Here is a 20,817-nt window from a genome sequence, read left to right as displayed (position 1 = left end):
ATGGGTGGAATTTATAGTTCCGTTACTACCAGGCGTAAGCGCAAATTGTTGCAGATACCACCAAGATCTGGCATATCGTCGTCACGCGATCATCGCGGTGACATCAGCCCTTCTGCGCCTCCGCCACCATGTCGCGCAGCTTCTGCGGTGTCAGGGGGTTGGCCGGGTCGCCGTAGATGGACTTGCCGTTGAGCAGGACCGTCGGGGTGGCGCGGTACTGGGACTTGGAGAAGGTCTCCTGGGACTTCTTCACCCAGCTGTCGTGCGTGCCGTTCTCCACGCACTGCTGGAACGTGGGGGTGTTCAGGCCCTCGACCTTGCCGGCCAGTTCCAGCAGGCGGGACTTCTTGCCGTAGGCGTCCTGGGTCTCCGGCGGCTGGTTCTTGTAGAGCTCGTCGTGGTAGGCGAGGAACTTGCCGGCGTCCTGGGCGCAGGCGGCGGCGTTGGCGGCGTTGACGGAGCCGGAGCCGCCGAGGTTCTTGTCGATGAGGGTGACGAGGTGGTACTCCGCCTTGAGCTGGCCCTTCTTCTCCAGGTCGTGGACGGTGTCCCGGAAGCCGTTCTCGAACTGGCCGCAGCCGGGGCAGCGGAAGTCCTCGTAGACGGTGAGCGCGGCCTTGGCGCCGGGGGCGCCGACGGGGATGGCGAGGTTCTCGGCGCCGACGGCGCCCTGGGGGGCCAGCAGGGGGCCGGCGGTCCGACGCTTGTTGTCCTTGGCGGAGTTGGAGCTGGCCACGAGGGCGGCGATGCCGCCCCCGGCGGCGAGGACGGCGACCACCACGGCGGCGGCGATCAGGGTCCGCTTGCGCTTCGCGCGGCTCTCCTCGAGCCGGCGCTGTTCCTGCAGCCGCTCGCGGGCGCTGCGCTTTCCGTCGCTGTTCTTCTGGCTCACATCCCCCTACAACGAACCGGGGGCGGCCTCATGGGCCGCCCCCGGCCGCTTTTCCTTCCAAAGAGTTACCCGCCGAAGAGTTACGCGCGTCCCCGCACGCCCTCGGCCAGGTCGCCCGCCAGCGCGCGGACGGCCGCGAGGCCGCTCTCCAGGTCGGGGGCGTCCAGCAGGCGCTTGACGAACGCGGAGCCGACGATGACGCCGTCGGCGAACCGGGCGACCTCGGCCGCCTGTTCGGCGGTGGAGACGCCCAGGCCCACGCACACCGGCAGGTCGGTGGTGGCGCGGGTGCGGCGCACCAGGTCCTCGGCCTCGCGGCCGACGGACTCGCGGGTGCCGGTGACGCCCATGAGGGAGGCGGCGTAGACGAATCCGGAGCCGGCGGCGGTGATCTTGGCGAGGCGTTCGTCGCGGCTGCTCGGCGCGACCACGAACACCGTGGCCAGGCCGTGCTCGTCGGCGGCCTTGCGCCAGGCGGTGGACTCCTCGACCGGCAGGTCCGGCAGGATGCAGCCGGCGCCGCCCGCGGCGGCCAGGTCGGCGGCGAAGCGCTCGGGGCCGTAGCGGTCGACGGGGTTCCAGTACGTCATGACCAGGACGGGGGCGCCGGTGAGCTCGTGCGCCTCCTTGACGGTGCGCAGCACGTCGGCGATCTTCACGCCGCCGCGCAGGGCGATGTCGTCGGCGGTCTGGATGACCGGGCCGTCCAGGACGGGGTCGCTGTGCGGCAGACCGACCTCGACGACGTCGCAGCCGCCGTCGAGCATGGTGGTGATGGCCCGGACGCCGTCGGCCACGGTCGGGAAGCCGGCCGGCAGGTAGCCGACGAGGGCGGCGCGGTTCTCCGCCCGGGCCGCCGCCAGGACGTCCCTCAGCAGATCGATGTTGCCTGCCATCACTTCTCCCCCGCCGCGTCGTCGTACAGCCCGAAGTAGCGGGCCGCCGTGTCCATATCCTTGTCGCCGCGTCCGGAGAGGTTGACCAGCACGATGCCGTCCTCGCCGAGCTCGCGGCCGACCTCCAGGGCGCCCGCCAGGGCGTGCGCGCTCTCGATGGCCGGGATGATGCCCTCGGTGCGCGAGAGCAGCCGCAGGGCCTCCATGGCCGCCTCGTCGGTGACGGCGCGGTACTCGGCGCGGCCGCTGTCCTTCAGGTACGAGTGCTCCGGGCCGATGCCCGGGTAGTCCAAGCCGGCGGAGATCGAGTACGGCTCGGTGATCTGGCCGTCCTCGTCCTGCAGCACGTACGAGCGGGAGCCGTGCAGGACGCCGGGCGTGCCCTCGGTGAGGGTGGCGGCGTGCTCGCCGCTCTCCACGCCGTGGCCGCCGGGCTCGCAGCCGATCAGGCGCACGCCCGCGTCGGGCAGGAAGGCGTGGAAGAGGCCGATGGCGTTGGAGCCGCCGCCGACGCAGGCGATCGCGGCGTCGGGCAGCCGGCCGGTGCGCTCGAGGACCTGGCGGCGGGCCTCGACGCCGATGACGCGGTGGAAGTCGCGCACCAGGGCGGGGAAGGGGTGCGGGCCGGCCGCGGTGCCGAAGAGGTAGTGGGTGCGGTCGACGTTGGCGACCCAGTCGCGGAACGCCTCGTTGATGGCGTCCTTCAGGGTGCGGCTGCCGGACTTCACGGAGACGACCTCGGCGCCGAGCATGCGCATGCGGGCGACGTTCAGCGCCTGGCGCTGGGTGTCGACCTCGCCCATGTAGACGGTGCACTCCAGACCGAACAGCGCGCAGGCGGTGGCCGTGGCGACGCCGTGCTGGCCGGCGCCGGTCTCGGCGATGACCCGGGTCTTGCCCATGCGCTTGGTGAGCAGGGCCTGGCCCAGCACGTTGTTGATCTTGTGGGAGCCGGTGTGGTTGAGGTCCTCGCGCTTGACGAAGACGCGGGCGCCGCCGGCGTGCTCGGCGAAGCGCCGCACCTCGGTCAGCGGGCTGGGCCGGCCGGCGTAGTTGACCATCAGGTCGCTGAGCTCGGCGGCGAACGCGGGGTCGGCCTTGGCCTTCTCGTACTCCGCGGCGACCTCGTCGACGGCCGCGACCAGGGCCTCGGGGATGAACTTGCCGCCGAAGGCACCGAAGTAGCCCTCGGCGCTGGGCACCTGGCCGCCCGTGTCGGGGAAGAAGAAGGCCGAGGCGTCCGGGGAATCCGGCGATGCGGAAGATGCAGGTGTCACTGACGTACTCCTGGCAGGTGGGCGTTGGTGAAGGTACGGCTGCGGGCTCGGCTACTGCGAGCGGCCACCGCGCCATCGCCGCCCGTTGATCTGCCCCGGCTCGCAGCCGATGTGGTACCGCACGCGGCGGCCCAGCACCCGCCGCGCGGGCGCACGTGCGCCCCGGGGCCGGCAGCCCCGGGCCAGTCGCGCGTACGCCCGCATTCCGGTCATCGCCGGTTCAGCCCCGCCCGTGCCGCAGCGCCGGGTGGGCGCCGGCGGCGACCAGGTCGGCCACGGCCGCCTTGGGGTCGCGGCCGGTCACCAGCGACTCGCCGACCAGCACGGCGTCGGCGCCCTCGTTGGCGTAGGCGATCAGGTCGTGCGGGCCGCGCACGCCCGATTCGGCGATCTTGACGATGCCGTCGGGGATCTCGGGGGCGACGCGGGCGAAGGTGTCCCGGTCGACCTCCAGGGTCTTGAGGTTGCGGGCGTTGACGCCGATGACCCGCGCGCCGGCGTCGACCGCGCGCCGAACCTCCTCCTCGTCGTGCACCTCGACCAGCGGCGTCAGACCGATGGACTCGGCCCGCTCGATCAGGGAGACCAGGGCCTCCTGCTCCAGCGCGGCGACGATCAGCAGGGCGAGGTCGGCGCCGTGGGCGCGGGCCTCCCACAGCTGGTAGGCGGTGACGATGAAGTCCTTGCGCAGGATGGGGATGTCCACCCGGGCGCGCACCGCCTCCAGGTCGGCCAGCGAGCCGCCGAAGCGGCGCTGCTCGGTCAGGACGCTGATCACGGCCGCGCCGCCCGCCTCGTAGTCGGCCGCGAGGCCGGCCGGGTCGGCGATGGCCGCCAGCGCCCCCTTGGACGGGCTGGAGCGCTTGACCTCGCAGATCACGCTGACGTTCTCGCCGCGCAGGGCGGCCGCCCCGTCCTTGGCCTGCGGGGCCCTGGCCGCTCGCTCCTTGAGCTCATCGAGGCCGACGCGCGCCTGCCGCTCCGCGAGGTCGGCTCGTACCCCGTCGATGATCTCGTCGAGCACACTCACGCGAGCGGCCCCCTTCCGGACTCGGCTGTCTGGGCTGGTGTCGTGATCCTTCGGATGCCGCCGGAGATCACCGGGGCATCCTCCTCACTTCACCAGGCACTGCGATGGTACTTGCCGGAAGGCGAAGGTTTCGCATCCGGTTGACGCTTTGCCCACTGCGTGGACGCCCGTTCGGCGCGTCGGGCACCTCCGGCGCATGCGGCGCATCGGGCGCGTCCGGGCTTCAGGGTGCGAGCGCCGCGCCGAACGGAAGGTTGCGGACGACGGTGAAGGCCAGCACCACGCCGGCCACCGCCCACGCGTGCCGCGCCCCCGGCCGCAGCGGCATGCCGCCGCCGCTGCGCGCCGCCCGCACCAGCCAGCGGACCCACAGCACGGCGAAGACCGCATAGCCGGCGACGGCCAGGGCGTTCGCGCCGAGCGCGGCGGCGAGGTCGCCGTGGACCAGGGCGTGCAGGCCGCGCAGGCCACCGCAGGCCGGGCAGTACAGGCCCGTCCAGTGCAGCAGCGGGCAGACCGGGTAGCGGCCGGGCACGCACGGGTCCACCGCCCCGACCCAGGCGCAGGCCGCGCCGAGAGCGGCGGCCACCCCCAGCGGCGGTGCCAGCCGGGCGGGCAGCGCACCGGACGCCTGCGTCCGTGCCGCCACTCGTGCCGCCGTCCGTGCCGCTGTCCTCACACCACCGAGTGTCCGCCGCACAGCACGAAGGCGCAGCCCGAGCGCCACGTACGGACGGTCGGTCGGTACGGGCCGCCCCGGCCGCGCCTTTGCGCCGGGTGGTGCGTGGGGGTGCGGGCCGGAGCCCGGCGGCTTCAGCTCCGGGACTGCGAGGCGCTCGGCCGCAGCACGGCGCCCTTGGGGTCCTGGCCGAGGCCCATCATGCGCATGATGCCGCCGACGACGGCGCCGAGCAGGGTCAATCCGATGCCCACCCAGAAGCCGACCGGCTTCGCCATCACCACGAAGGCGGAGGCGACGCAGAAGCCGATGAAGGCGATGATGACGCCGGTCCAGGCGGCAGGGGTGTGCCCGTGGCTGTCGTGGTTGCTACCCGACATGAGTTGACTCCTCGTTGCTGTGGCGCGCCGGCGGGCGCAGTTGATCGCTGGGGTCATTCTCCCCGACCGGGCGAGCGGGATGGAGCTGGGGTGGGCGTGTCACCCTCGCCGGCCCCGCCGGTGGGGTCCTCGCCCCGGTCCAGGGCCTTCCACAGCTCCTCCGGGCGGTCCGGGTCCGGCGCCGCCGCACGGCGGGGGCGGCGGGCCTGCGGGGCGCCCGTGCGCTCGTAGCGACCGGACATCGCGGGCCAGGCGCGGCCGTAGCGCAGGGCCAGCAGCCCCGCCGCGAGCAGCAGCACACCGCCCGCGACCGCCACCCACGGCCAGGCCGTATGGGTGACGTCCGCCACGGAGGCCCGGGTCAGGCCCGCAACCTTGGCCGCCTTCTCCTCCAGGGCGCCCGTGTCGCCGCGGCCGGCGACCGCGGCGGCGACGACGCCGGCGCCGCTGAGCGCCAGCAGCGCGGCGACCAGGACGCGGGCGGCCCCGCGCACGGCGAAGACCGCCACCAGCGCGGCCAGGCCGACGATCGCCAGGGCGCCCGGCAGGGCGGTGACGTCCTGCCCGCTGGCCTGCTGGGCGACGCCGTCGTTCGCCACGGCGACGGCGGTGCCGCGGACCCAGGGGCGGCCGGCGGCCAGCAGGGTCACGGCCGCGCCGGCGGCGGCGAGGACGAGGGCGGCGGCGACGGTACGCCGTGCCGCGGTGGCGGGGGACGGTACGGGTGCTGCACTCACGCCTACCACTATCCCTGGTCGGGAACGGCGGCCGTCGCCCGGGTGCGGGCCTACATCCTGTTCGCCGTGTGGACTGCCCTGAGGACTGCTGCGGCCTTGTTGCGGCATTCGGCGTCCTCGGCCGCCGGGTCGGAGTCGGCGACGACGCCGGCGCCCGCCTGCACGTAGGCGGTGCCCTCGCGCAGCAGGGCCGTGCGGATGGCGATGGCGGTGTCGGAGTCCCCGGCGAAGTCCAGGTAGCCGACGCAGCCCCCGTACAGCCCGCGGCGGGTGGGCTCCAGCTCCTCGATGATCTGCATCGCCCGCGGCTTGGGCGCGCCGGAGAGGGTGCCGGCCGGGAAGCAGGCGGTGAGCACGTCGAAGGCCGTGCGGTCCGGGGCGAGGCGGCCGGTGACGGTGGAGACGATGTGCATCACGTGGCTGTAGCGCTCGATCGACATGAAGTCGACGACCTCCACGCTGCCCGGCTCGCAGACCCGTCCCAGGTCGTTGCGGCCGAGGTCGACGAGCATCAGGTGCTCGGCGCGCTCCTTGGGGTCGGCCAGCAGTTCCTCGGCGAGCGCGGCGTCGGCCTGCGGGGTGGCCCCGCGCGGGCGGGTGCCGGCGATGGGGTGCACCAGCGCCTGGCCGTCCTCGACCTTGACCAGGGCCTCCGGGCTGGAGCCGACGACGTCGAACCCGTCGAACCGCAGCAGGTACATGTACGGGCTGGGGTTGGTGGCCCGCAGCACGCGGTAGACGTCCAGGGCCGAGGCGGTGCAGGGCGTCTCGAAGCGCTGGGAGGGCACGACCTGGAAGGCCTCGCCCGCGCGGATGCGCTCCTTGATGTCCTCGACGGCCGCCATGTAGTCGCTGCCGCCCCAGCGGGCGGTGTACTCGGGCAGCTCGGAGGCCGGCAGGGCGGTGGGGCCGGTCGGGGCGGGCCGGGCCAGGTCGGCCGTCATGGCGTCGAGGCGGGCCACGGCGTCGGCGTACGCCTCGTCCACACCGGTCTCGAGGTCGTTGTGGTTGATCGCGTTGGCGATCAACAGGACGGTGCCGTTCCAGTGGTCGAGGACGGCGAGGTCGGAGGTGAGCAGCATGGTCAGCTCGGGCAGGCCCAGGGTGTCCTCGCCGTGCTCGCCGATCTTCTCCAGGCGGCGGACGACGTCGTAGCCCAGGTAGCCCACCATGCCGCCGGTGAAGGGCGGCAGCCCGGCACCCTCTATGAGGTCGCGGGGGGTGTGCAGGGTCTCCAGGGTGGCGCGCAGGGCGGCCAGCGGGTCGCCGTCGGTGGGCACGCCGACGGGCGGGGTGCCCAGCCAGTGCGCCCGGCCGTCGCGGACGGTGAGGGTGGCGGCGCTGCGGACGCCGACGAAGGAGTAGCGGGACCAGGTGCGGCCGTTCTCCGCGGACTCCAGCAGGAAGGTGCCCGGGCGTTCGGCGGCGAGCTTGCGGTACAGGCCCACGGGGGTGTCGCCGTCGGCGAGGAGGCGGCGGGTCACCGGGATGACGCGGCGGTCCTTCGCGAGCATGCGGAACGTCTCCGCGTCGGGCAGGACGTTCCCGCCGGCACCGCTCGGCGGGGCAGGGGCAGTTGCGGACGTGGCAGCCATGGCGCGGAGCCTACTGCCCCAGCGGCAGGTCGCCGGCATCGAAACAGGTGCGGGTGCCGGTGTGGCAGGCGGGGCCGACCTGGTCGACCTTCACCAGGATGGTGTCGGCGTCGCAGTCCAGGGCGACCGACTTCACGTGCTGGACGTGGCCGGAGGTGTCGCCCTTGACCCAGTACTCGCTGCGGCTGCGGCTCCAGTAGGTGCAGCGGCCGGTGGTCAGGGTGCGGTGCAGGGCCTCGTCGTCCATCCAGCCGAGCATGAGCACCTCGCCGGTGTCGTACTGCTGCGCGATGGCGGGGACCAGGCCGTCGGCGCTGCGCTTGAGGCGGGCGGCGAGGGCGGGGTCGAGCGGGGAGGGCTGGGCGTTGCCGGTCATGCCCCCATTGTGCCCGTCCGCGGCGGTCCGATCGGCGTCCGCGATGCGGGCGGGCGGCGCGGGGCCGGTCCGCCTGGCGGTACGGGACGGGTGCGGGGCCGCGTCCGGACACGCCTGGGAACGAGGTGCCGTGGCCGCCGCGGGGCGCCCGCCGTAGGCTGACGCCATGTCGACCCACGCTCAGCGCGAACGTCTTCTTCTCGCCGACCTGTTGGAGACGGTCGGCCCCAACGCGCCCACGCTCTGTGCCGGCTGGCGCTCCCAGGACCTCGCCGCGCACGTCGTGGTGCGCGAACGACGCTCCGACGCGGCGGCCGGTGTCGTCTTCGCACCGCTGGCCGGGCGTCTGGAACGGGTGCAGGCGGAGTACGCCGCCAAGCCGTACGAGGAGCTGATCCAGCTCATCCGCACCGGGCCGCCCCGGCTGTCGCCGTTCAGCCTCAAGCCGGTGGACGAGGCGGCCAACACCGTCGAGTTCTACATCCACACCGAGGACGTGCGCCGGGCACAGCCCGAGTGGACGCCGCGCACGCTGGACCCCGTCTTCGCCGACGCGCTGTGGAGCCGCCTGGAGCGCACCGCGCGGCTGCTGGGCCGCAAGGCGCCGGTGGGCCTGGTGCTGCGGCGGCCGGACGGGCGTACGGCGGTGGCCCGGCGCGGCGCGCCCGTGGTGACGGCCACCGGGGAGCCCGGGGAGCTGCTGGTGTTCGCCTTCGGGCGGATGGACGCGGCAAAAGTGGAGCTGGAGGGCGAGCAGACGGCGATCGCCAAGCTGAAGGCCTCCTCGCTCGGCATCTAGGCAACCGCAGCGGGACACTGGGAGTGATGGACGGAAGAAGGTGCCCGACCATGGCTCTCCGCAGAGGGGAGGGCTACGCGCGCTCCCTTGAAGGCATCTCCCTCGGACTCCTGCTGATCCGGATGATGCTGGGCATCATCATGATGGTGCACGGCACGCAGAAACTCTTCGGATGGTTCGAGGGGCCGGGGATCAACGGCACGGCGAAGTTTTTCGCCCAGGTCGGCTATCCCTCGCCGAGGACGATGGCGGTGGTGGCGGGGCTGAGCGAAGGGCTCGGCGGGGCGGGAATCCTTTTGGGCCTGCTGACCCCGCTGGCCGCGGCGGCCCTGCTCGGCACGATGATCAACGCCCTGGGTGTGACGTGGGACCGCGGCTTCCTGCTGCCGCAGGGGGTCGAGTACACGTTGCTGATCGCGCTGACGGCGACGGGGCTGGCGCTGACGGGGCCGGGCAGGTATGCGGTGGATCGCTTCGTTCCGGGGTTGCGGCCGCCGCCGCGGCTGGCCGTGGGGGTGGCGGCGATTGCACTGGCGTGCGTGGCGGGGGCGGTGTTCCTGCTCATCCGCCGCTAGGCGGTGGCCCTGCGGGTGGCTTCTCCCCGGCCCCGCCCTTTCTCCGTTTCCCGAGGGCTCCGCCCCCGGACCCCCGGTGTCCTCAAACGCCGGACGGGCTGCATTGCAGCCCGTCCGGCGTTTGAGGACCAGGGATCAGCGGACCGGGTGGCCGGCTTCCTTCAGTGCCTGCTTGACGTCCGGGATGCGCAGGTCGCCGAAGTGGAAGACCGACGCCGCCAGGACCGCGTCCGCGCCCGCCGCCACCGCCGGGGCGAAGTCCGCGAGCTTGCCGGCGCCGCCGCTGGCGATGACGGGGACGGTCACATGGCGGCGCACCGCCGTGATCATTTCCGTGTCGTAGCCGTCCTTGGTGCCGTCCGCGTCCATGGAGTTCAGCAGGATCTCGCCGGCTCCGAGCTCCGCGGCCCGGTGGGCCCACTCGACGGCGTCGATGCCGGTGCCGCGGCGACCGCCGTGGGTGGTGACCTCGAAGGAGCCGGAGGCGGTGCGGCGCGCGTCGACGGACAGGACGAGCACCTGGCGGCCGAAGCGCTCGGCGATCTCACGGATGAGGTCGGGGCGCTCGATGGCCGCCGTGTTGACGCCGACCTTGTCGGCGCCGGCGCGCAGCAGCTTGTCGACGTCGTCGGCGGTGCGCACGCCGCCGCCGACGGTGAGGGGGATGAAGACCTGTTCGGCGGTGCGGCGCACGACGTCGTACGTGGTCTCGCGGTTGCCGGAGGAGGCGGTGATGTCGAGGAAGGTCAGCTCGTCGGCGCCTTCGCGGCCGTAGAGCGCGGCCATCTCGACGGGATCGCCCGCGTCGCGCAGGTTCTGGAAATTGACGCCCTTGACGACCCGGCCGTTGTCGACGTCCAGGCAGGGGATGACTCGGACCGCGAGGGTCACGCCGTGCTCCTAAGCTCCTTCGAAGGCTTCATTGAAGGCTTCTACTTCCACTTCCACCAGCACCCGCGAGTCGACGAAGCCGGAGACCACGACGAGGGTCGAGGCCGGGCGGACGGCGTCGAACAGCTCCTTGTGGGCGCGGCCGACGGCCTCGACGTCGCGCAGGTGGGTGACGTACATGCGGGTGCGCACGACGGACTCGGGGCCCAGGCCGAATTCCTTGAGCGCGTCCAGCGCGTTGCGGAAGGCGGCGCGCGTCTGCTCGTAGGGGTCGCCCTCGCCCTGCAGGACGCCGTCGACCAGGGGCATGGTGCCGGCGACGTGCACCCGGTCCCCGGCCGCCACGGCGCGTGCGAATCCGATCGTCTCTTCCCAGGGACTGTTCGTCTGTACGCGCCGTGCGGCCGGGGTCTCACTCATGCGGACACTGCCTCCAGGGCTTCTTCCAGGGTGAACGCCTTGGCGTAGAGGGCCTTGCCGACGATGGCGCCTTCCACGCCCTCCGGTACCAGGGTGGCAATTGCCCGCAGGTCGTCAAGGGAGGAAACGCCACCGGAGGCCACGACGGGCTTGTCGGTGACGGCGCAGACGTTCTTCAGCAGCTCCAGGTTGGGGCCGGTGAGGGTGCCGTCCTTGGCGATGTCGGTGACGACGTAGCGGGCGCAGCCCTCGGAGTCGAGGCGGGCGAGGGTCTCGTAGAGGTCGCCGCCGTCGCGGGTCCAGCCGCGGCCGCGCAGGGTGGTGCCGCGGACGTCGAGGCCGACGGCGATGCGGTCGCCGTGCTCGGCGATGACCTTGGCGACCCACTCGGGGCTCTCCAGGGCGGCGGTGCCGAGGTTGACGCGGGTGCAGCCGGTGGCGAGGGCGGCGGCGAGGGTGGCGTCGTCGCGGATGCCGCCGGAGAGTTCGACCTTGATGTCCATGGCGCGGACGACCTCGGCGATCCGGTCGCGGTTGTCGCCGGTGCCGAAGGCGGCGTCGAGGTCGACCAGGTGCAGCCATTCGGCGCCGGCGCGCTGCCAGGCGCGGGCGGCGGCGAGGGGGTCGCCGTAGGAGGTCTCGGAGCCGGACTCGCCGTGCACCAGGCGGACGGCCTGCCCGTCGCGGACGTCGACGGCGGGGAGGAGTTCAAGCGTGGGCATCAGAGCGTCTCGATCCAGTTGGTCAGCAGCTGGGCGCCGGCGTCGCCGGACTTCTCGGGGTGGAACTGGGTGGCCCACAGGGGTCCGTTCTCCACCGCGGCGACGAAGGGCTCGCCATGGGTGGCCCAGGTGACCTTCGGGGCGTCGATGCGGGGGTTGCCGGTCTCGAAGTCCCAGCTGCGTACGGCGTAGGAGTGCACGAAGTAGTAGCGGGTGTCCGCGTCGAGGCCGGCGAAGAGCCGGGAGCCCTCGGCGGGGGTGACGGTGTTCCAGCCCATGTGGGGCACGACGTCGGCCTTGAGGGGTTCGACGGTGCCGGGCCACTCGTCGAGGCCGTCGGTCTCCACGCCGTGTTCGACGCCGCGTTCGAAGAGGACCTGCATGCCGACGCAGATGCCCATGACCGGGCGGCCGCCGGCGAGCCGGCGGCCGACGATCCAGTCGCCCCGGGCGGCGCGCAGGCCCTGCATGCAGGCGGCGAAGGCGCCGACGCCGGGCACGAGGAGGCCGTCGGCGTTCATGGCGGCGTCGAAGTCGCGGGTGATCTCCACGTCGGCGCCGACGTGGGCGAGGGCGCGCTCGGCGGAGCGGACGTTGCCGAAGCCGTAGTCGAGGACGACGACCTTCTTGCGGGAGGTGGCGGGGGAACTCATGACCACAGTCCTTCGATACGCAGCACACCGGCGGTCAGGCACATGGCCGCGCCGATGCCGAGCAGGACGATCACGCCCTTGGGCATGCCCTGCTTGAGGAACGAGATGATGCCGCCGACCAGGAAGAGCCCGACGAGGATCAGCGCCGTGGAAGTGCCGTTCACAGTGCGCCCTTCGTCGACGGGATGATCCCCGCGGCCCGCTCGTCGCGCTCGCAGGCGTAGCGCAGGGCCCGGGCCAGCGCCTTGAACTGGCACTCCACGATGTGGTGGGCGTTGCGCCCGTAGGGGACGTGGACGTGCAGGGCGATCTGGGCCTGGGCGACGAAGGACTCCAGGATGTGCCGGGTCATCGTCGTGTCGTAGCTGCCGATCATCGGCGCCATGTTCTCGGGCTCGGTGTGCACGAGGTAGGGGCGGCCGGAGAGGTCGACGGTGACCTGGGCGAGGGCCTCGTCCAGGGGCACGGTGCAGTTGCCGAAGCGGTAGATGCCCACCTTGTCGCCGAGGGCCTGGCGGAAGGCGGCGCCGAGCGCGAGGGCGGTGTCCTCGATGGTGTGGTGGGTGTCGATGTGCAGGTCGCCGTCGGTCTTGACGGTCAGGTCGAACAGACCGTGCCGGCCGAGCTGGTCGAGCATGTGGTCGTAGAAGCCGACGCCGGTGGAGACGTCGACCTGTCCGGTGCCGTCGAGGTCTATTTCGACCAGGACGGAGGTTTCCTTGGTGGTGCGCTCGACGCGCCCAACGCGGTTCATCGGTTGTTCTCCTTCAGTACTGCGCGCATCGCGTCGAGGAACGCGTCGTTCTCGGCGGGGGTGCCCGCGGTGACCCGCAGCCGGCCCGGTACGCCGTTGTCGCGCACGAGCACGCCGTGGTCGAGCAGCGCCTGCCAGGTGGCGTGGGCGTCGTCGAAGACGCCGAACTGGACGAAGTTGGCGTCGGAGTCGGTGACCTCGCAGCCCATGGCGCGCAGCTCGGTCACGAGGCGGTCGCGTTCGGCCTTGAGCTGCTCGACGTAGCCCAGGAGGGTGTCGGTGTGCTCCAGGGCCGCGAGCGCGGTGGCCTGGGTGACGGCGGAGAGGTGGTACGGCAGGCGCACCAGCTGGACGGCGTCGACGACGGCGGGGTCGGCGGCGAGGTAGCCCAGGCGCAGCCCGGCGGCGCCGAACGCCTTGGACATGGTGCGCGAGAGCACCAGGTGCGGCCGGCCCGCCAGCAGCGGGAGCAGCGAGGGGTGGTGGCTGAACTCGCCGTACGCCTCGTCGACGACGACCATCGACGGCTTCGCCGCCTGTGCGGCCTCGTACAGCCGCAGCACCGTGTCGGCGTCGACGGCGGTGCCGGTGGGGTTGTTGGGCGAGCAGACGAACACCACGTCCGGCCGGTGCTCGGCGATGGTGCGCTCGGCGGCCTCGACGTCGATGGTGAAGTCCGCCCGGCGGGGGCCGTGCAGCCAGCCGGTGCCGGTGCCGCGCGAGATGAGGGCGTGCATCGAGTACGAGGGCTCGAAGCCGAGGGCGGTGCGGCCGGGGCCGCCGAAGGTCTGCAGCAGCTGCTGGAGGACCTCGTTGGAGCCGTTGGCGGCCCACACGTGGGCGCGCGTCACCTCGTAGCCGGTGCTGCGGGTGAGGTACGCGGCCAGCTCGGTGCGCAGCTCGACCGCGTCGCGGTCGGGGTAGCGGTTGAGGTGGCGGGCGGCCTCGGCGACGCGCTCGGCGATGCGGGCGACCAGGGGCTCGGGCAGGGGGTAGGGGTTCTCGTTGGTGTTCAGCCGTACGGGCACCTCCAGCTGGGGGGCGCCGTAGGGGGTCTTGCCGCGCAGCTCGTCCCGGAGGGGGAGCTCGTCGATCCGGGTCACTTCTCCTCCGGGACGTTCCATCCGAACCGCGCCTTGATCGCCGCGCCGTGCGCCGGCAGGTCCTCGGCCTCGGCGAGCGTCACCACGTGACCGGCGACCTCGGCGAGTGCCTCGCGGGTGTAGTCGACGACGTGGATGCCGCGCAGGAAGCTCTGCACGGACAGGCCCGAGGAGTGGCAGGCGCAGCCGCCGGTGGGCAGGACGTGGTTGGAGCCGGCGGCGTAGTCGCCGAGGGAGACCGGGGCCCAGGCGCCGACGAAGATCGCGCCGGCGTTGCGGACGCGGGCGGCGACGGCGGCCGCGTCGGCGGTCTGGATCTCCAGGTGCTCGGCGGCGTAGGCGTCGACGACCTCGAGGCCGCGCTCGATGTCGTCGACGAGGACGATGCCGGACTGCCGGCCGCCGAGGGCGGGCAGGATGCGGTCCTCGACGTGGCGGGTGGCGGCGACCTGGGCCTGGAGTTCCTTCTCGACGGCCTCGGCGAGGTCCTCGGAGTCGGTGACCAGCACGGCGGCGGCCAGCGGGTCGTGCTCGGCCTGGCTGATGAGGTCGGCGGCGACGTGGGCGGGGTCGGCGCTCGCGTCGGCGAGGATGGCGATCTCGGTGGGGCCGGCCTCGGCGTCGATGCCGATGCGGCCCTTGAGCAGCCGCTTGGCGGCGGCGACCCAGATGTTGCCGGGGCCGGTGACCATGTTCACCGGGCGGCACTCCTCGGTGCCGTAGGCGAACATGGCGACGGCCTGGGCGCCGCCGGCCGCGTACACCTCGTCGACGCCCAGCAGGGCGCAGGCGGCGAGGATGGTGGGGTGCGGCAGCCCGCCGAACTCCTTCTGCGGCGGGGAGGCGACGGCCATGGAGCCGACGCCGGCCTCCTGGGCGGGGACGACGTTCATCACGACGGACGAGGGGTAGACCGAACGGCCGCCCGGCACGTACAGACCGACGCGGTCGACGGGGACCCAGCGCTCGGTGACCGTGCCGCCGGGCACGACCTGGACGGTGACGTCGGTGCGGCGCTGCTCGCGGTGGACGATGCGGGCGCGCCGGATGGACTCCTCAAGGGCGGCGCGCACGGCGGGGTCGAGCTCGTCGAGGGCCTTGGTGATCGCCTCGGCGGGCACCCGCACGCGGTCGATCGTCACTCCGTCGAAGCGCTCCGCGTAGTCGATCAGGGCCGCGGTGCCGCGATGATGCACGTCGTCGCAGATGGGCCGCACCTTTTCCAGGGCGGCCGCGACGTCGAGCTCGGCACGGGGCAGCATGTCGCGGTCGATGCCCCCGGTGGGGAAGGCGTCGCCGCGCAGATCGATTCGGGAGATCACACGCCCAATTGTCGCAGACCCGTCCCGCCCCACGGCTCCCCGTACCACCGACTGATACGCCGACCGGTGGCCGCGGTCGTGCCGCCAAAGAGTTGATCTTTGCCTGACCGCGGACGGACAATCGGCTCTCACGGCGGGTGTCCGGTCGGTCACCCGGCGGGAAGGTGGCCCGTACGGGGGTCCGTGAGAAGGGGGACAGTCGTGTCCGAGCCTGCCGACGGCGCGCCGCCCAGCGGCCTGGAGCTCACCGTGACCGAGCGGGACATGTGGGAGGCGTTCCGCACCGGCACCACCCTCGACCGGCGCAGCCCCGAGCCGGGCCGCAACGACCCCGCCGGCGCCGACACCTGGGGGCCCGAGCGCAGCGTGCGTGCCCGGATCGTGGCGCTGCTGCTGCTCAGCGGCCCGCCGGCCCGCCCGGGCCGGGTCGCCGCGCTCAAGCTCAACGGGCTGCAGATCACCGGCACCCTCGACCTGTCGGGGGGAACCGTTTCCCCGTACGTGGAGATGCACAACTGCCGCTTCGATCAGCAGCTGCTGCTGCCGGAGAGCACCTTCACCACGCTGCGCCTGGTGGGCTGCGCGATACCGCGGGTGGAGGCGGCCCGCATCCGTACCGAGGGCGATCTGCACTTACCCCGCTGCCAGGTCCAGCACGGCATCCGGCTGACCGACGCGCACATCGGCACCGACCTGCTGCTCAACCAGCTGGTGGTGCGCCGGGACCGGCGCGGGCTGTCGATCGCCGCCGACGGGATGAGCGTGGGCCAGGACCTGCAGGCGGAGATGATGCGCTCGCACGGCGAGCTGAGCATGCGCGGGGCGACGATAGGGGCCTCGCTGAGCCTGCGCGGCTCCACCTTGAACAATCCCTACGGCCGGCGGGCCCTGAACGCCCCGCAGCTGACCGTGGAGCGCACGCTGTACCTGACGTCGGCGGGCCTGGGCTACGCCCGCTACGCCTCCGGCGCCACTCCCCCGTACGGCATCGCCACCGGCACCCAGGGCTCGGCGCGGATGCGGCGCTTCGAGTGCCTGGGCGGGGCGCGGCTGGACGACGGGCGCTTCGGCGACGCGGTGGACTTCAGCGAGGCCCGCTTCGTGATGGAGGCCGACCAGGAGCTGTCGCTGCGCCGGGTGCAGACGCCGGAGCTGCGCTTCCTGGGCGAGCGGCAGCAGCGCGGCCGGGTGGTGCTCTCCGGGGCGCGGGTGGTCAACCTGGTCGACCGCTACGACAGCTGGCCGGGCCCGGGCGGGCTGGCGATGGCCGGCTTCTCCTACGAGAACCTCATCCCGCTCGGCCCCTTCCCGCTCGCCCACCGCCTGGCCTGGGTGGCGGCGGCCACGCCGGAGTACGCGCCCGAGCCCTACGAGCGCCTGGCGAGCGCCCTGCGCGCCAGCGGCGAGGACGCCGAGGCCCGCCAGGTGCTGCTGGCCAAGCAGCGCAGACGCCGCGAGACGCTGCCGCCGGCCGGCAAGGCGTGGGGCTACCTGCAGGACTGGACGGTGGCCTACGGCTACCGGCCGGGCCGGGCGGCGGTGTGGATGGCGGTGCTGTGGGCGCTGGGCGCTGTGTACTTCTCCGTGCACCCGCTGCCGCCGATCAAGGAGGGCGAGGGCCCGGTGTGGAGCCCGGAGCTGTACACCCTGGACCTGCTGCTGCCGGTGATCGACCTGGGGCAGGGCGGCGCCTGGCGGCCGGGCGGGGCGACCCAGTGGGTGGTGGCGGTGCTCACCCTGCTGGGCTGGATCCTGGCGACCACCGTCGCGGCGGGTGCCTCGCGGCTGCTGCGGCGCCAGTGACGTGCGACGTCGGGGCGGAGGGCGCGATACCGGGGCACCACCGTGGCGGGGGCGATTAGGCTTACCGGCCGTGACCACCGCGCGCCTTCCCCTCTTCCCGCTGAACTCGGTGCTGTTCCCGGGCCTCGTGCTCCCGCTGAACGTCTTCGAGCAGCGGTACCGCGCGCTGATGCGCGACCTCGCCGCCCTGCCGGACGACGGCCCGCGCCGCTTCGGGGTGGTGGCCATCCGCGACGGGCACGAGGTGGCGCCCAGCGCCCCCGGCCTGCCCGAGGGCATGCGCCCGGAGCCGGGGCCGGCCTCCGGCTTCGGCCCCGACCCGATGCGCGCCTTCTACGCGGTGGGCTGCGTGGCCGACCTCACCTCGGTGCGGGAGCGCCCGGACGGCACGTACGAGGTGCTGGCCACCGGCACCACCCGCTTCCGGCTGCGCTCGGTGGACGCCTCGGGCGCGTACCTGACGGGCGAGTGCGAGCACATCGAGGAGGAGCAGGGCGAGGGCGCGGGGGTGCTGGCCTCCGGCGTCGTGCGGGCCTTTCGCGCGTACCAGAAGCGGCTGGCGGGGGCGAACGAGTCGTCGCTGGCCCGGCAGTCGGAGCTGCCGGGCGAGCCGAGGGTGCTGTCCTACCTGGTCGCCGCGGCGGCTGTGCTGGACACCCCGGCCAAGCAGCGGCTGCTGCAGGCGCCCGACACCGCCTCCCGGCTGGCGGACGAGCTGCGGCTGCTGCGCGCGGAGACCGCGGTGATCAGCAAGCTGCCGTCGCTGCCGGCCGTCGCGCTGACCCAGCGCCCCACCAGCCCCAACTGAGGGCGCCCGGGGGCACGGGCGTGCGCGACGGCTGGACAGCGGAGCGGGCCTCGACTAGGACCGGTTGCGGCGGGCCGCCGCCCGGGCGGCCCACCAGCCGGGGAGGGACGATGTCCAAGCGCACCCGCAAGCGCCGCTGGCGGCTGAGGAAGTCCCGCGCCAACCACGGCCGCCGCCCGGCGTAGGCGACGGCCGCTGCGGCACCAGGGCGCTCAGCGCACCGGCGCGTCGACCCGCTCCACGCGCTGGGTGCCCGACGCGGTGCGGTAGGAGCGCGCCCAGGAGGCGCCGGCCTTCGCGTCGCGCTTGTCGGAGAGCACGTAGTAGTCCATCTGCGCCCGCTCGGCGGTCACGTCCAGCACGCCGTACCCGTGCGAGTCCATGTCCAGCCACTTCACGTGCCGGTTGGAGGCCTTGATGGCGGCCGCGGCGGGGACGGAGACGGTGTGCGCGGGGACGTGCAGGAGGTCGTCGAGGTTGTCGGAGGTGACCGAGGTGACGACGAACTCGGTGGCGGCCGAGGCCGACAGCGGGTAGGTGGCGGCCTTGACGGGCACGTCGTTGGCCCAGGCCATGTGGATGTCGCCGGTGAGGAAGACGGTGTTGCGGATCGCCCGGTCGGTGAGGTGGGCCAGCAGTTCGCGGCGGTCGTCGGTGTAGCCGTCCCACTGGTCGGTGTTGGCGGCCAGGCCCTCCTTGGGCAGCCCGAGCAGCTGGGCGAGCGGCTCCAGCAGGTACGAGGGCAGGGAGCCGAAGGCGACGGGCGAGATCATCACCGGGTTGCCCACCAGCCGCCAGGTGGTGTCGGAGGCCGCGAGGCCCTCCTTGAGCCAGTCGAGCTGGGCGCGGCCGGTGATGGTGCGCTCGGGGTCGTCGACCTTGCCGCTGCCGGACTTGACCTGCTGGGAGCGGAAGGATCTGAGGTCCAGCAGGTGCAGGTCGGCCAGGCGGCCGAAGCGCAGCCTGCGGTAGGTGGTGCCCTCGATGGAGGGGCGCACCGGCATCCACTCGAAGTAGGCCTGCTTGGCGGCGGCCACGCGGGCGGCCCAGTCGCCCTCGGTGCCGGGGGTGTGGTTCTCCGCGCCGCCGCTCCAGGCGTCGTTGGCGAACTCGTGGTCGTCCCAGATGGCGACGATCGGGTGGGCGTGGTGCACGGCCTGCAGGTCGGGGTCGGTGCGGTAGTGGCCGTGGCGGATGCGGTAGTCGGCGAGGGTGAGGATCTCGTGCGCCGGCTCGTGCTTGCGCACGACGTACTTGGCCGTGGGGTACTGCCCGGTGCCGTACTCGTAGATGTAGTCGCCCAGGTGCAGCACGGCGTCCAGGTCGGCCCGGGCGGCCAGGTGCCGGTATGCGGCGAAGTAGCCGGACTCCCAGTTGGCGCAGGAGACCACGCCCAGGCGCAGGCCCTCGACGGCGGCGTCGTGGGCGGGGGCGGTGCGGGTGCGGGCGGTGGGCGAGGTGACGGTGGTCCCGTCCGCGGCGACGGTGAAGCGGAACCAGTAGGCGGTGGCGGGGCGCAGGCCGCGCACGTCCGCCTTGACCGTGTGGTCGCTCGCGGCGGTGGCGGTGACGGTGCCGCGGGCGACGACGCGGGTGAAGCCGGCGTCCTCGGCGACCTGCCAGGCGACCTCGACGGCCGGGCCCAGGCCCGAGCCGGGGACGGCCTCGGGACCGGGGGTGACCCGGGTCCACAGCAGGATCCCGTCGGGCAGCGGGTCGCCGGAGGCGACGCCGTGCAGGAAGGCGGGGGCGGTGCGGGTGGCCGCGGCGGACGCGGCGGCCCGGCGGCCGGTGGTGCCGGTGGCGGCCTGTGCGGCGCCCGGCAGCAGGGCGGCCGTCGCGCCTGCGGCGACGGCCGTGACGGCAGTGCGGCGGGATATGTCGTGGGAGGTCACGGGCCGTCACTTTACTGCCGAGTAGCACCGGCGGTAAGGCCCGGGACGGACCGTCACCGACTGTTCGCCCGCCCTTCGCCGTTTCCCCTCTTACCTCCGGTTCGCCATGTCGCCCCCGCGCCCGGCTACTTGGCGAGGTTCTCGTCGACCAGGGCGGTGAACACCGGTGCGGCCTGAGGGGTTTGCCCCTGGGGGTTGGCGAGCACCTTCCCGTTGAGCTTCAGGCCCGGGGTGCCCTTGAGGGGCTTGTCGGCGCCGACGTACTTGTCGAAGTCGGCGGACATGGCCAGCGCCCACTGGTCGTAGGTGCCGTCCTTGACGGCCTTCTCGAAGGCCGCGTTGCCCTTGAGCGCGGGCACCTGCTCGGCGACCTTCAGCAGGCGTTCGTCGTCGGAGAAGGCGTCGTCCTGCTCGTCGGGGTGGTTCTTGGCGGCGTACAGGGCCTCCTTGTACGCCAGGAAGGCGTCGGGGCTCACATTGAGGGCGGCGCCGAGCGCGCTGAGGGCGTTCTTCGACCCGGATCCCTTGATCATCGGGTTGCGGTCGAGGAAGGTGCCCACTCTGAACTGCGCCTTGTACTTGCCGTCCTTGATGTCCTTCTGCAGCGTCCGCCCGACGTTCTGCTCGAAGCCGGCGCACATGGGGCAGCGCATGTCCTCGAAGACTTCGAGGGTGTTCTTGGCGTCGGGCTTGCCGATGACGACGGTGGTGCCCTTCTCGCCGGTGGTGTTGGCGGGCTGCTTGAAGGCGTGGTTCTTCGCCTCCGCCTCCCAGTCGGCGCTGGAGACCTTGGTGTTCTTGCCGCCGCTGGTCGCATTCGCCACGACGACGCCGATGCCGGCAGCGGCGGCGAGGACGGCGACGACGGCACCGCCGACCATCAGCTTGCGGCGGGCCTTGTCCCGCTTGGCCTGCTTCTCGCGCTCGGCGCGCAGCCGCTCGCGCGCGGCCGACTTGTTCGTGGAGGAGTTGCGGGTGCTCATGGGTGTCTGCTCCGTCGGTACGAAGGTGAGGAGTGGAGGACCTGGGGGGGGGCGGACGCGCTCAGGCGAACGCCGGGCGCACCGGGGGTCCCCGCCGGACGACGGAGTGGACGAGCAGGGGCAGGGCCCGGGCCGGCAGGGTGTCCCGCACGGGGCGGGGGCGCGCGGCGCCGGGGTCGCGGCGGGCCGCGAGGGCGGCGGCCGGCAGCAGCAGGCGCAGGGCGGGG

At 73.2% G+C, this 20,817-nt stretch carries 24 protein-coding genes; 4 read left to right on the top strand and 20 right to left on the bottom strand.

Translation table 11 applies throughout. The features are described 5' to 3' along the window. Positions 1-103: 103 nt before the first annotated feature. From AC27L3_RS18770 to hisI, 10 genes are all read right to left on the bottom strand, one after another. Positions 104-892 (bottom strand): DsbA family protein, encoded by a 789-nt coding sequence (locus AC27L3_RS18770; RefSeq protein ID WP_487235196.1) that lies wholly within the window; start codon positions 890-892, stop codon positions 104-106. A gap of 80 nt (positions 893-972) precedes the next feature. Next, on the bottom strand, positions 973-1,788 hold the full coding sequence (trpA, locus tag AC27L3_RS18765; protein WP_487235195.1) for a tryptophan synthase subunit alpha: 816 nt from the start codon (positions 1,786-1,788) through the stop codon (positions 973-975). Beyond that, positions 1,788-3,065 (bottom strand): tryptophan synthase subunit beta, encoded by a 1,278-nt coding sequence (gene trpB, locus AC27L3_RS18760; protein WP_487235194.1) that lies wholly within the window; start codon positions 3,063-3,065, stop codon positions 1,788-1,790. Before trpB ends, trpA begins: the two co-directional genes overlap by 1 nt. A gap of 51 nt (positions 3,066-3,116) precedes the next feature. Next, complete coding sequence (gene trpM, locus AC27L3_RS18755; protein WP_425583338.1) at positions 3,117-3,278, bottom strand: tryptophan biosynthesis modulator TrpM; 162 nt, start codon at positions 3,276-3,278, stop codon at positions 3,117-3,119. 7 nt (positions 3,279-3,285) lie between these two features. After that, positions 3,286-4,095, bottom strand: a complete 810-nt coding sequence (gene trpC / locus AC27L3_RS18750; RefSeq protein WP_487235193.1) for an indole-3-glycerol phosphate synthase TrpC — start codon at positions 4,093-4,095, stop codon at positions 3,286-3,288. Positions 4,096-4,318: 223 nt separating this feature from the next. Then, positions 4,319-4,774 carry a DUF2752 domain-containing protein gene (locus AC27L3_RS18745; RefSeq protein ID WP_487235192.1) on the bottom strand — a complete coding sequence of 152 codons (456 nt, stop codon included), beginning with the start codon at positions 4,772-4,774 and terminating at the stop codon, positions 4,319-4,321. Positions 4,775-4,908: 134 nt separating this feature from the next. Continuing rightward, on the bottom strand, positions 4,909-5,154 hold the full coding sequence (locus tag AC27L3_RS18740) for an HGxxPAAW family protein (protein ID WP_487235191.1): 246 nt from the start codon (positions 5,152-5,154) through the stop codon (positions 4,909-4,911). A gap of 53 nt (positions 5,155-5,207) precedes the next feature. Beyond that, positions 5,208-5,900: a TIGR02234 family membrane protein gene (locus AC27L3_RS18735; RefSeq protein WP_487235190.1), complete on the bottom strand. Its 693-nt coding sequence runs from the start codon at positions 5,898-5,900 to the stop codon at positions 5,208-5,210. Between the two features lie 41 nt (positions 5,901-5,941). Beyond that, positions 5,942-7,405 (bottom strand): anthranilate synthase component I, encoded by a 1,464-nt coding sequence (locus tag AC27L3_RS18730; protein ID WP_487235341.1) that lies wholly within the window; start codon positions 7,403-7,405, stop codon positions 5,942-5,944. Positions 7,406-7,496: 91 nt separating this feature from the next. Then, positions 7,497-7,862, bottom strand: a complete 366-nt coding sequence (hisI, locus tag AC27L3_RS18725) for a phosphoribosyl-AMP cyclohydrolase (RefSeq protein WP_365964910.1) — start codon at positions 7,860-7,862, stop codon at positions 7,497-7,499. A 166-nt stretch (positions 7,863-8,028) separates the two neighbouring features. Here hisI and AC27L3_RS18720 point away from each other — a divergent pair, with 166 nt between their 5' ends. Continuing rightward, positions 8,029-8,661 carry a TIGR03085 family metal-binding protein gene (locus AC27L3_RS18720; RefSeq protein ID WP_487235189.1) on the top strand — a complete coding sequence of 211 codons (633 nt, stop codon included), beginning with the start codon at positions 8,029-8,031 and terminating at the stop codon, positions 8,659-8,661. A gap of 50 nt (positions 8,662-8,711) precedes the next feature. After that, a complete protein-coding gene (locus AC27L3_RS18715) occupies positions 8,712-9,236 on the top strand; it encodes a DoxX family protein (protein ID WP_487235188.1) in 525 nt (174 codons plus the stop codon). A gap of 135 nt (positions 9,237-9,371) precedes the next feature. Here AC27L3_RS18715 and hisF read toward each other — a convergent pair whose 3' ends face one another. From hisF to hisD, 8 genes are read right to left on the bottom strand one after another with little or no spacing between them, the layout of a single operon-like run. Then, positions 9,372-10,127, bottom strand: coding sequence for an imidazole glycerol phosphate synthase subunit HisF (gene hisF, locus AC27L3_RS18710; RefSeq protein ID WP_487235187.1), 756 nt, complete (start codon positions 10,125-10,127; stop codon positions 9,372-9,374). 9 nt (positions 10,128-10,136) lie between these two features. Next, a complete protein-coding gene (locus AC27L3_RS18705; RefSeq protein ID WP_487235186.1) occupies positions 10,137-10,547 on the bottom strand; it encodes a RidA family protein in 411 nt (136 codons plus the stop codon). After that, a complete protein-coding gene (gene priA / locus AC27L3_RS18700; RefSeq protein ID WP_487235185.1) occupies positions 10,544-11,269 on the bottom strand; it encodes a bifunctional 1-(5-phosphoribosyl)-5-((5-phosphoribosylamino)methylideneamino)imidazole-4-carboxamide isomerase/phosphoribosylanthranilate isomerase PriA in 726 nt (241 codons plus the stop codon). Before priA ends, AC27L3_RS18705 begins: the two co-directional genes overlap by 4 nt. Beyond that, positions 11,269-11,922 carry an imidazole glycerol phosphate synthase subunit HisH gene (gene hisH / locus AC27L3_RS18695; protein ID WP_487235184.1) on the bottom strand — a complete coding sequence of 218 codons (654 nt, stop codon included), beginning with the start codon at positions 11,920-11,922 and terminating at the stop codon, positions 11,269-11,271. Before hisH ends, priA begins: the two co-directional genes overlap by 1 nt. After that, a complete protein-coding gene (locus AC27L3_RS18690) occupies positions 11,919-12,086 on the bottom strand; it encodes a hypothetical protein (RefSeq protein WP_344439203.1) in 168 nt (55 codons plus the stop codon). Before AC27L3_RS18690 ends, hisH begins: the two co-directional genes overlap by 4 nt. Then, a complete protein-coding gene (gene hisB, locus AC27L3_RS18685) occupies positions 12,083-12,676 on the bottom strand; it encodes an imidazoleglycerol-phosphate dehydratase HisB (protein WP_487235183.1) in 594 nt (197 codons plus the stop codon). The genes AC27L3_RS18690 and hisB overlap by 4 nt, the downstream gene beginning before the upstream one ends. After that, complete coding sequence (locus AC27L3_RS18680; protein WP_487235182.1) at positions 12,673-13,779, bottom strand: histidinol-phosphate transaminase; 1,107 nt, start codon at positions 13,777-13,779, stop codon at positions 12,673-12,675. Before AC27L3_RS18680 ends, hisB begins: the two co-directional genes overlap by 4 nt. Next, positions 13,776-15,101: a histidinol dehydrogenase gene (gene hisD / locus AC27L3_RS18675; RefSeq protein WP_487235181.1), complete on the bottom strand. Its 1,326-nt coding sequence runs from the start codon at positions 15,099-15,101 to the stop codon at positions 13,776-13,778. The genes AC27L3_RS18680 and hisD overlap by 4 nt, the downstream gene beginning before the upstream one ends. A gap of 201 nt (positions 15,102-15,302) precedes the next feature. Here hisD and AC27L3_RS18670 point away from each other — a divergent pair, with 201 nt between their 5' ends. Both AC27L3_RS18670 and AC27L3_RS18665 read left to right on the top strand, forming a co-directional pair. Further along, on the top strand, positions 15,303-16,904 hold the full coding sequence (locus AC27L3_RS18670) for an oxidoreductase (RefSeq protein ID WP_487235180.1): 1,602 nt from the start codon (positions 15,303-15,305) through the stop codon (positions 16,902-16,904). A gap of 70 nt (positions 16,905-16,974) precedes the next feature. Beyond that, positions 16,975-17,712 (top strand): LON peptidase substrate-binding domain-containing protein, encoded by a 738-nt coding sequence (locus tag AC27L3_RS18665; RefSeq protein ID WP_487235179.1) that lies wholly within the window; start codon positions 16,975-16,977, stop codon positions 17,710-17,712. Between the two features lie 212 nt (positions 17,713-17,924). Here AC27L3_RS18665 and AC27L3_RS18660 read toward each other — a convergent pair whose 3' ends face one another. Beyond that, a complete protein-coding gene (locus AC27L3_RS18660) occupies positions 17,925-19,607 on the bottom strand; it encodes an alkaline phosphatase D family protein (protein WP_487235178.1) in 1,683 nt (560 codons plus the stop codon). A 125-nt stretch (positions 19,608-19,732) separates the two neighbouring features. After that, entirely contained in the window at positions 19,733-20,590 is an 858-nt protein-coding gene (locus AC27L3_RS18655; protein WP_487235177.1) for a thioredoxin domain-containing protein, read from the bottom strand. Positions 20,591-20,817 lie beyond the last annotated feature (227 nt).

This window comes from Streptomyces sp. PKA51 (assembly GCF_057552455.1).
Note: the sequence above shows the minus strand (reverse complement) of the source record. Positions and strands in the feature narration are given on the sequence as shown.

Excerpts from the sequence above, each read along its gene's own strand:
- trpA (WP_487235195.1), bottom strand. The coding sequence starts at position 1,788 with ATGGCAGGCAACATCGATCTGCTGAGGGACGTCCTGGCGGCGGCCCGG.
- trpM (WP_425583338.1), bottom strand. The coding sequence starts at position 3,278 with ATGACCGGAATGCGGGCGTACGCGCGACTGGCCCGGGGCTGCCGGCCC.
- AC27L3_RS18740 (WP_487235191.1), bottom strand. The coding sequence starts at position 5,154 with ATGTCGGGTAGCAACCACGACAGCCACGGGCACACCCCTGCCGCCTGG.
- AC27L3_RS18730 (WP_487235341.1), bottom strand. The coding sequence starts at position 7,405 with ATGCTCGCGAAGGACCGCCGCGTCATCCCGGTGACCCGCCGCCTCCTC.
- hisI (WP_365964910.1), bottom strand. The coding sequence starts at position 7,862 with ATGACCGGCAACGCCCAGCCCTCCCCGCTCGACCCCGCCCTCGCCGCC.
- AC27L3_RS18720 (WP_487235189.1), top strand. The coding sequence starts at position 8,029 with ATGTCGACCCACGCTCAGCGCGAACGTCTTCTTCTCGCCGACCTGTTG.
- AC27L3_RS18715 (WP_487235188.1), top strand. The coding sequence starts at position 8,712 with ATGGCTCTCCGCAGAGGGGAGGGCTACGCGCGCTCCCTTGAAGGCATC.
- AC27L3_RS18705 (WP_487235186.1), bottom strand. The coding sequence starts at position 10,547 with ATGAGTGAGACCCCGGCCGCACGGCGCGTACAGACGAACAGTCCCTGG.
- priA (WP_487235185.1), bottom strand. The coding sequence starts at position 11,269 with ATGCCCACGCTTGAACTCCTCCCCGCCGTCGACGTCCGCGACGGGCAG.
- hisH (WP_487235184.1), bottom strand. The coding sequence starts at position 11,922 with ATGAGTTCCCCCGCCACCTCCCGCAAGAAGGTCGTCGTCCTCGACTAC.
- hisB (WP_487235183.1), bottom strand. The coding sequence starts at position 12,676 with ATGAACCGCGTTGGGCGCGTCGAGCGCACCACCAAGGAAACCTCCGTC.
- AC27L3_RS18655 (WP_487235177.1), bottom strand. The coding sequence starts at position 20,590 with ATGAGCACCCGCAACTCCTCCACGAACAAGTCGGCCGCGCGCGAGCGG.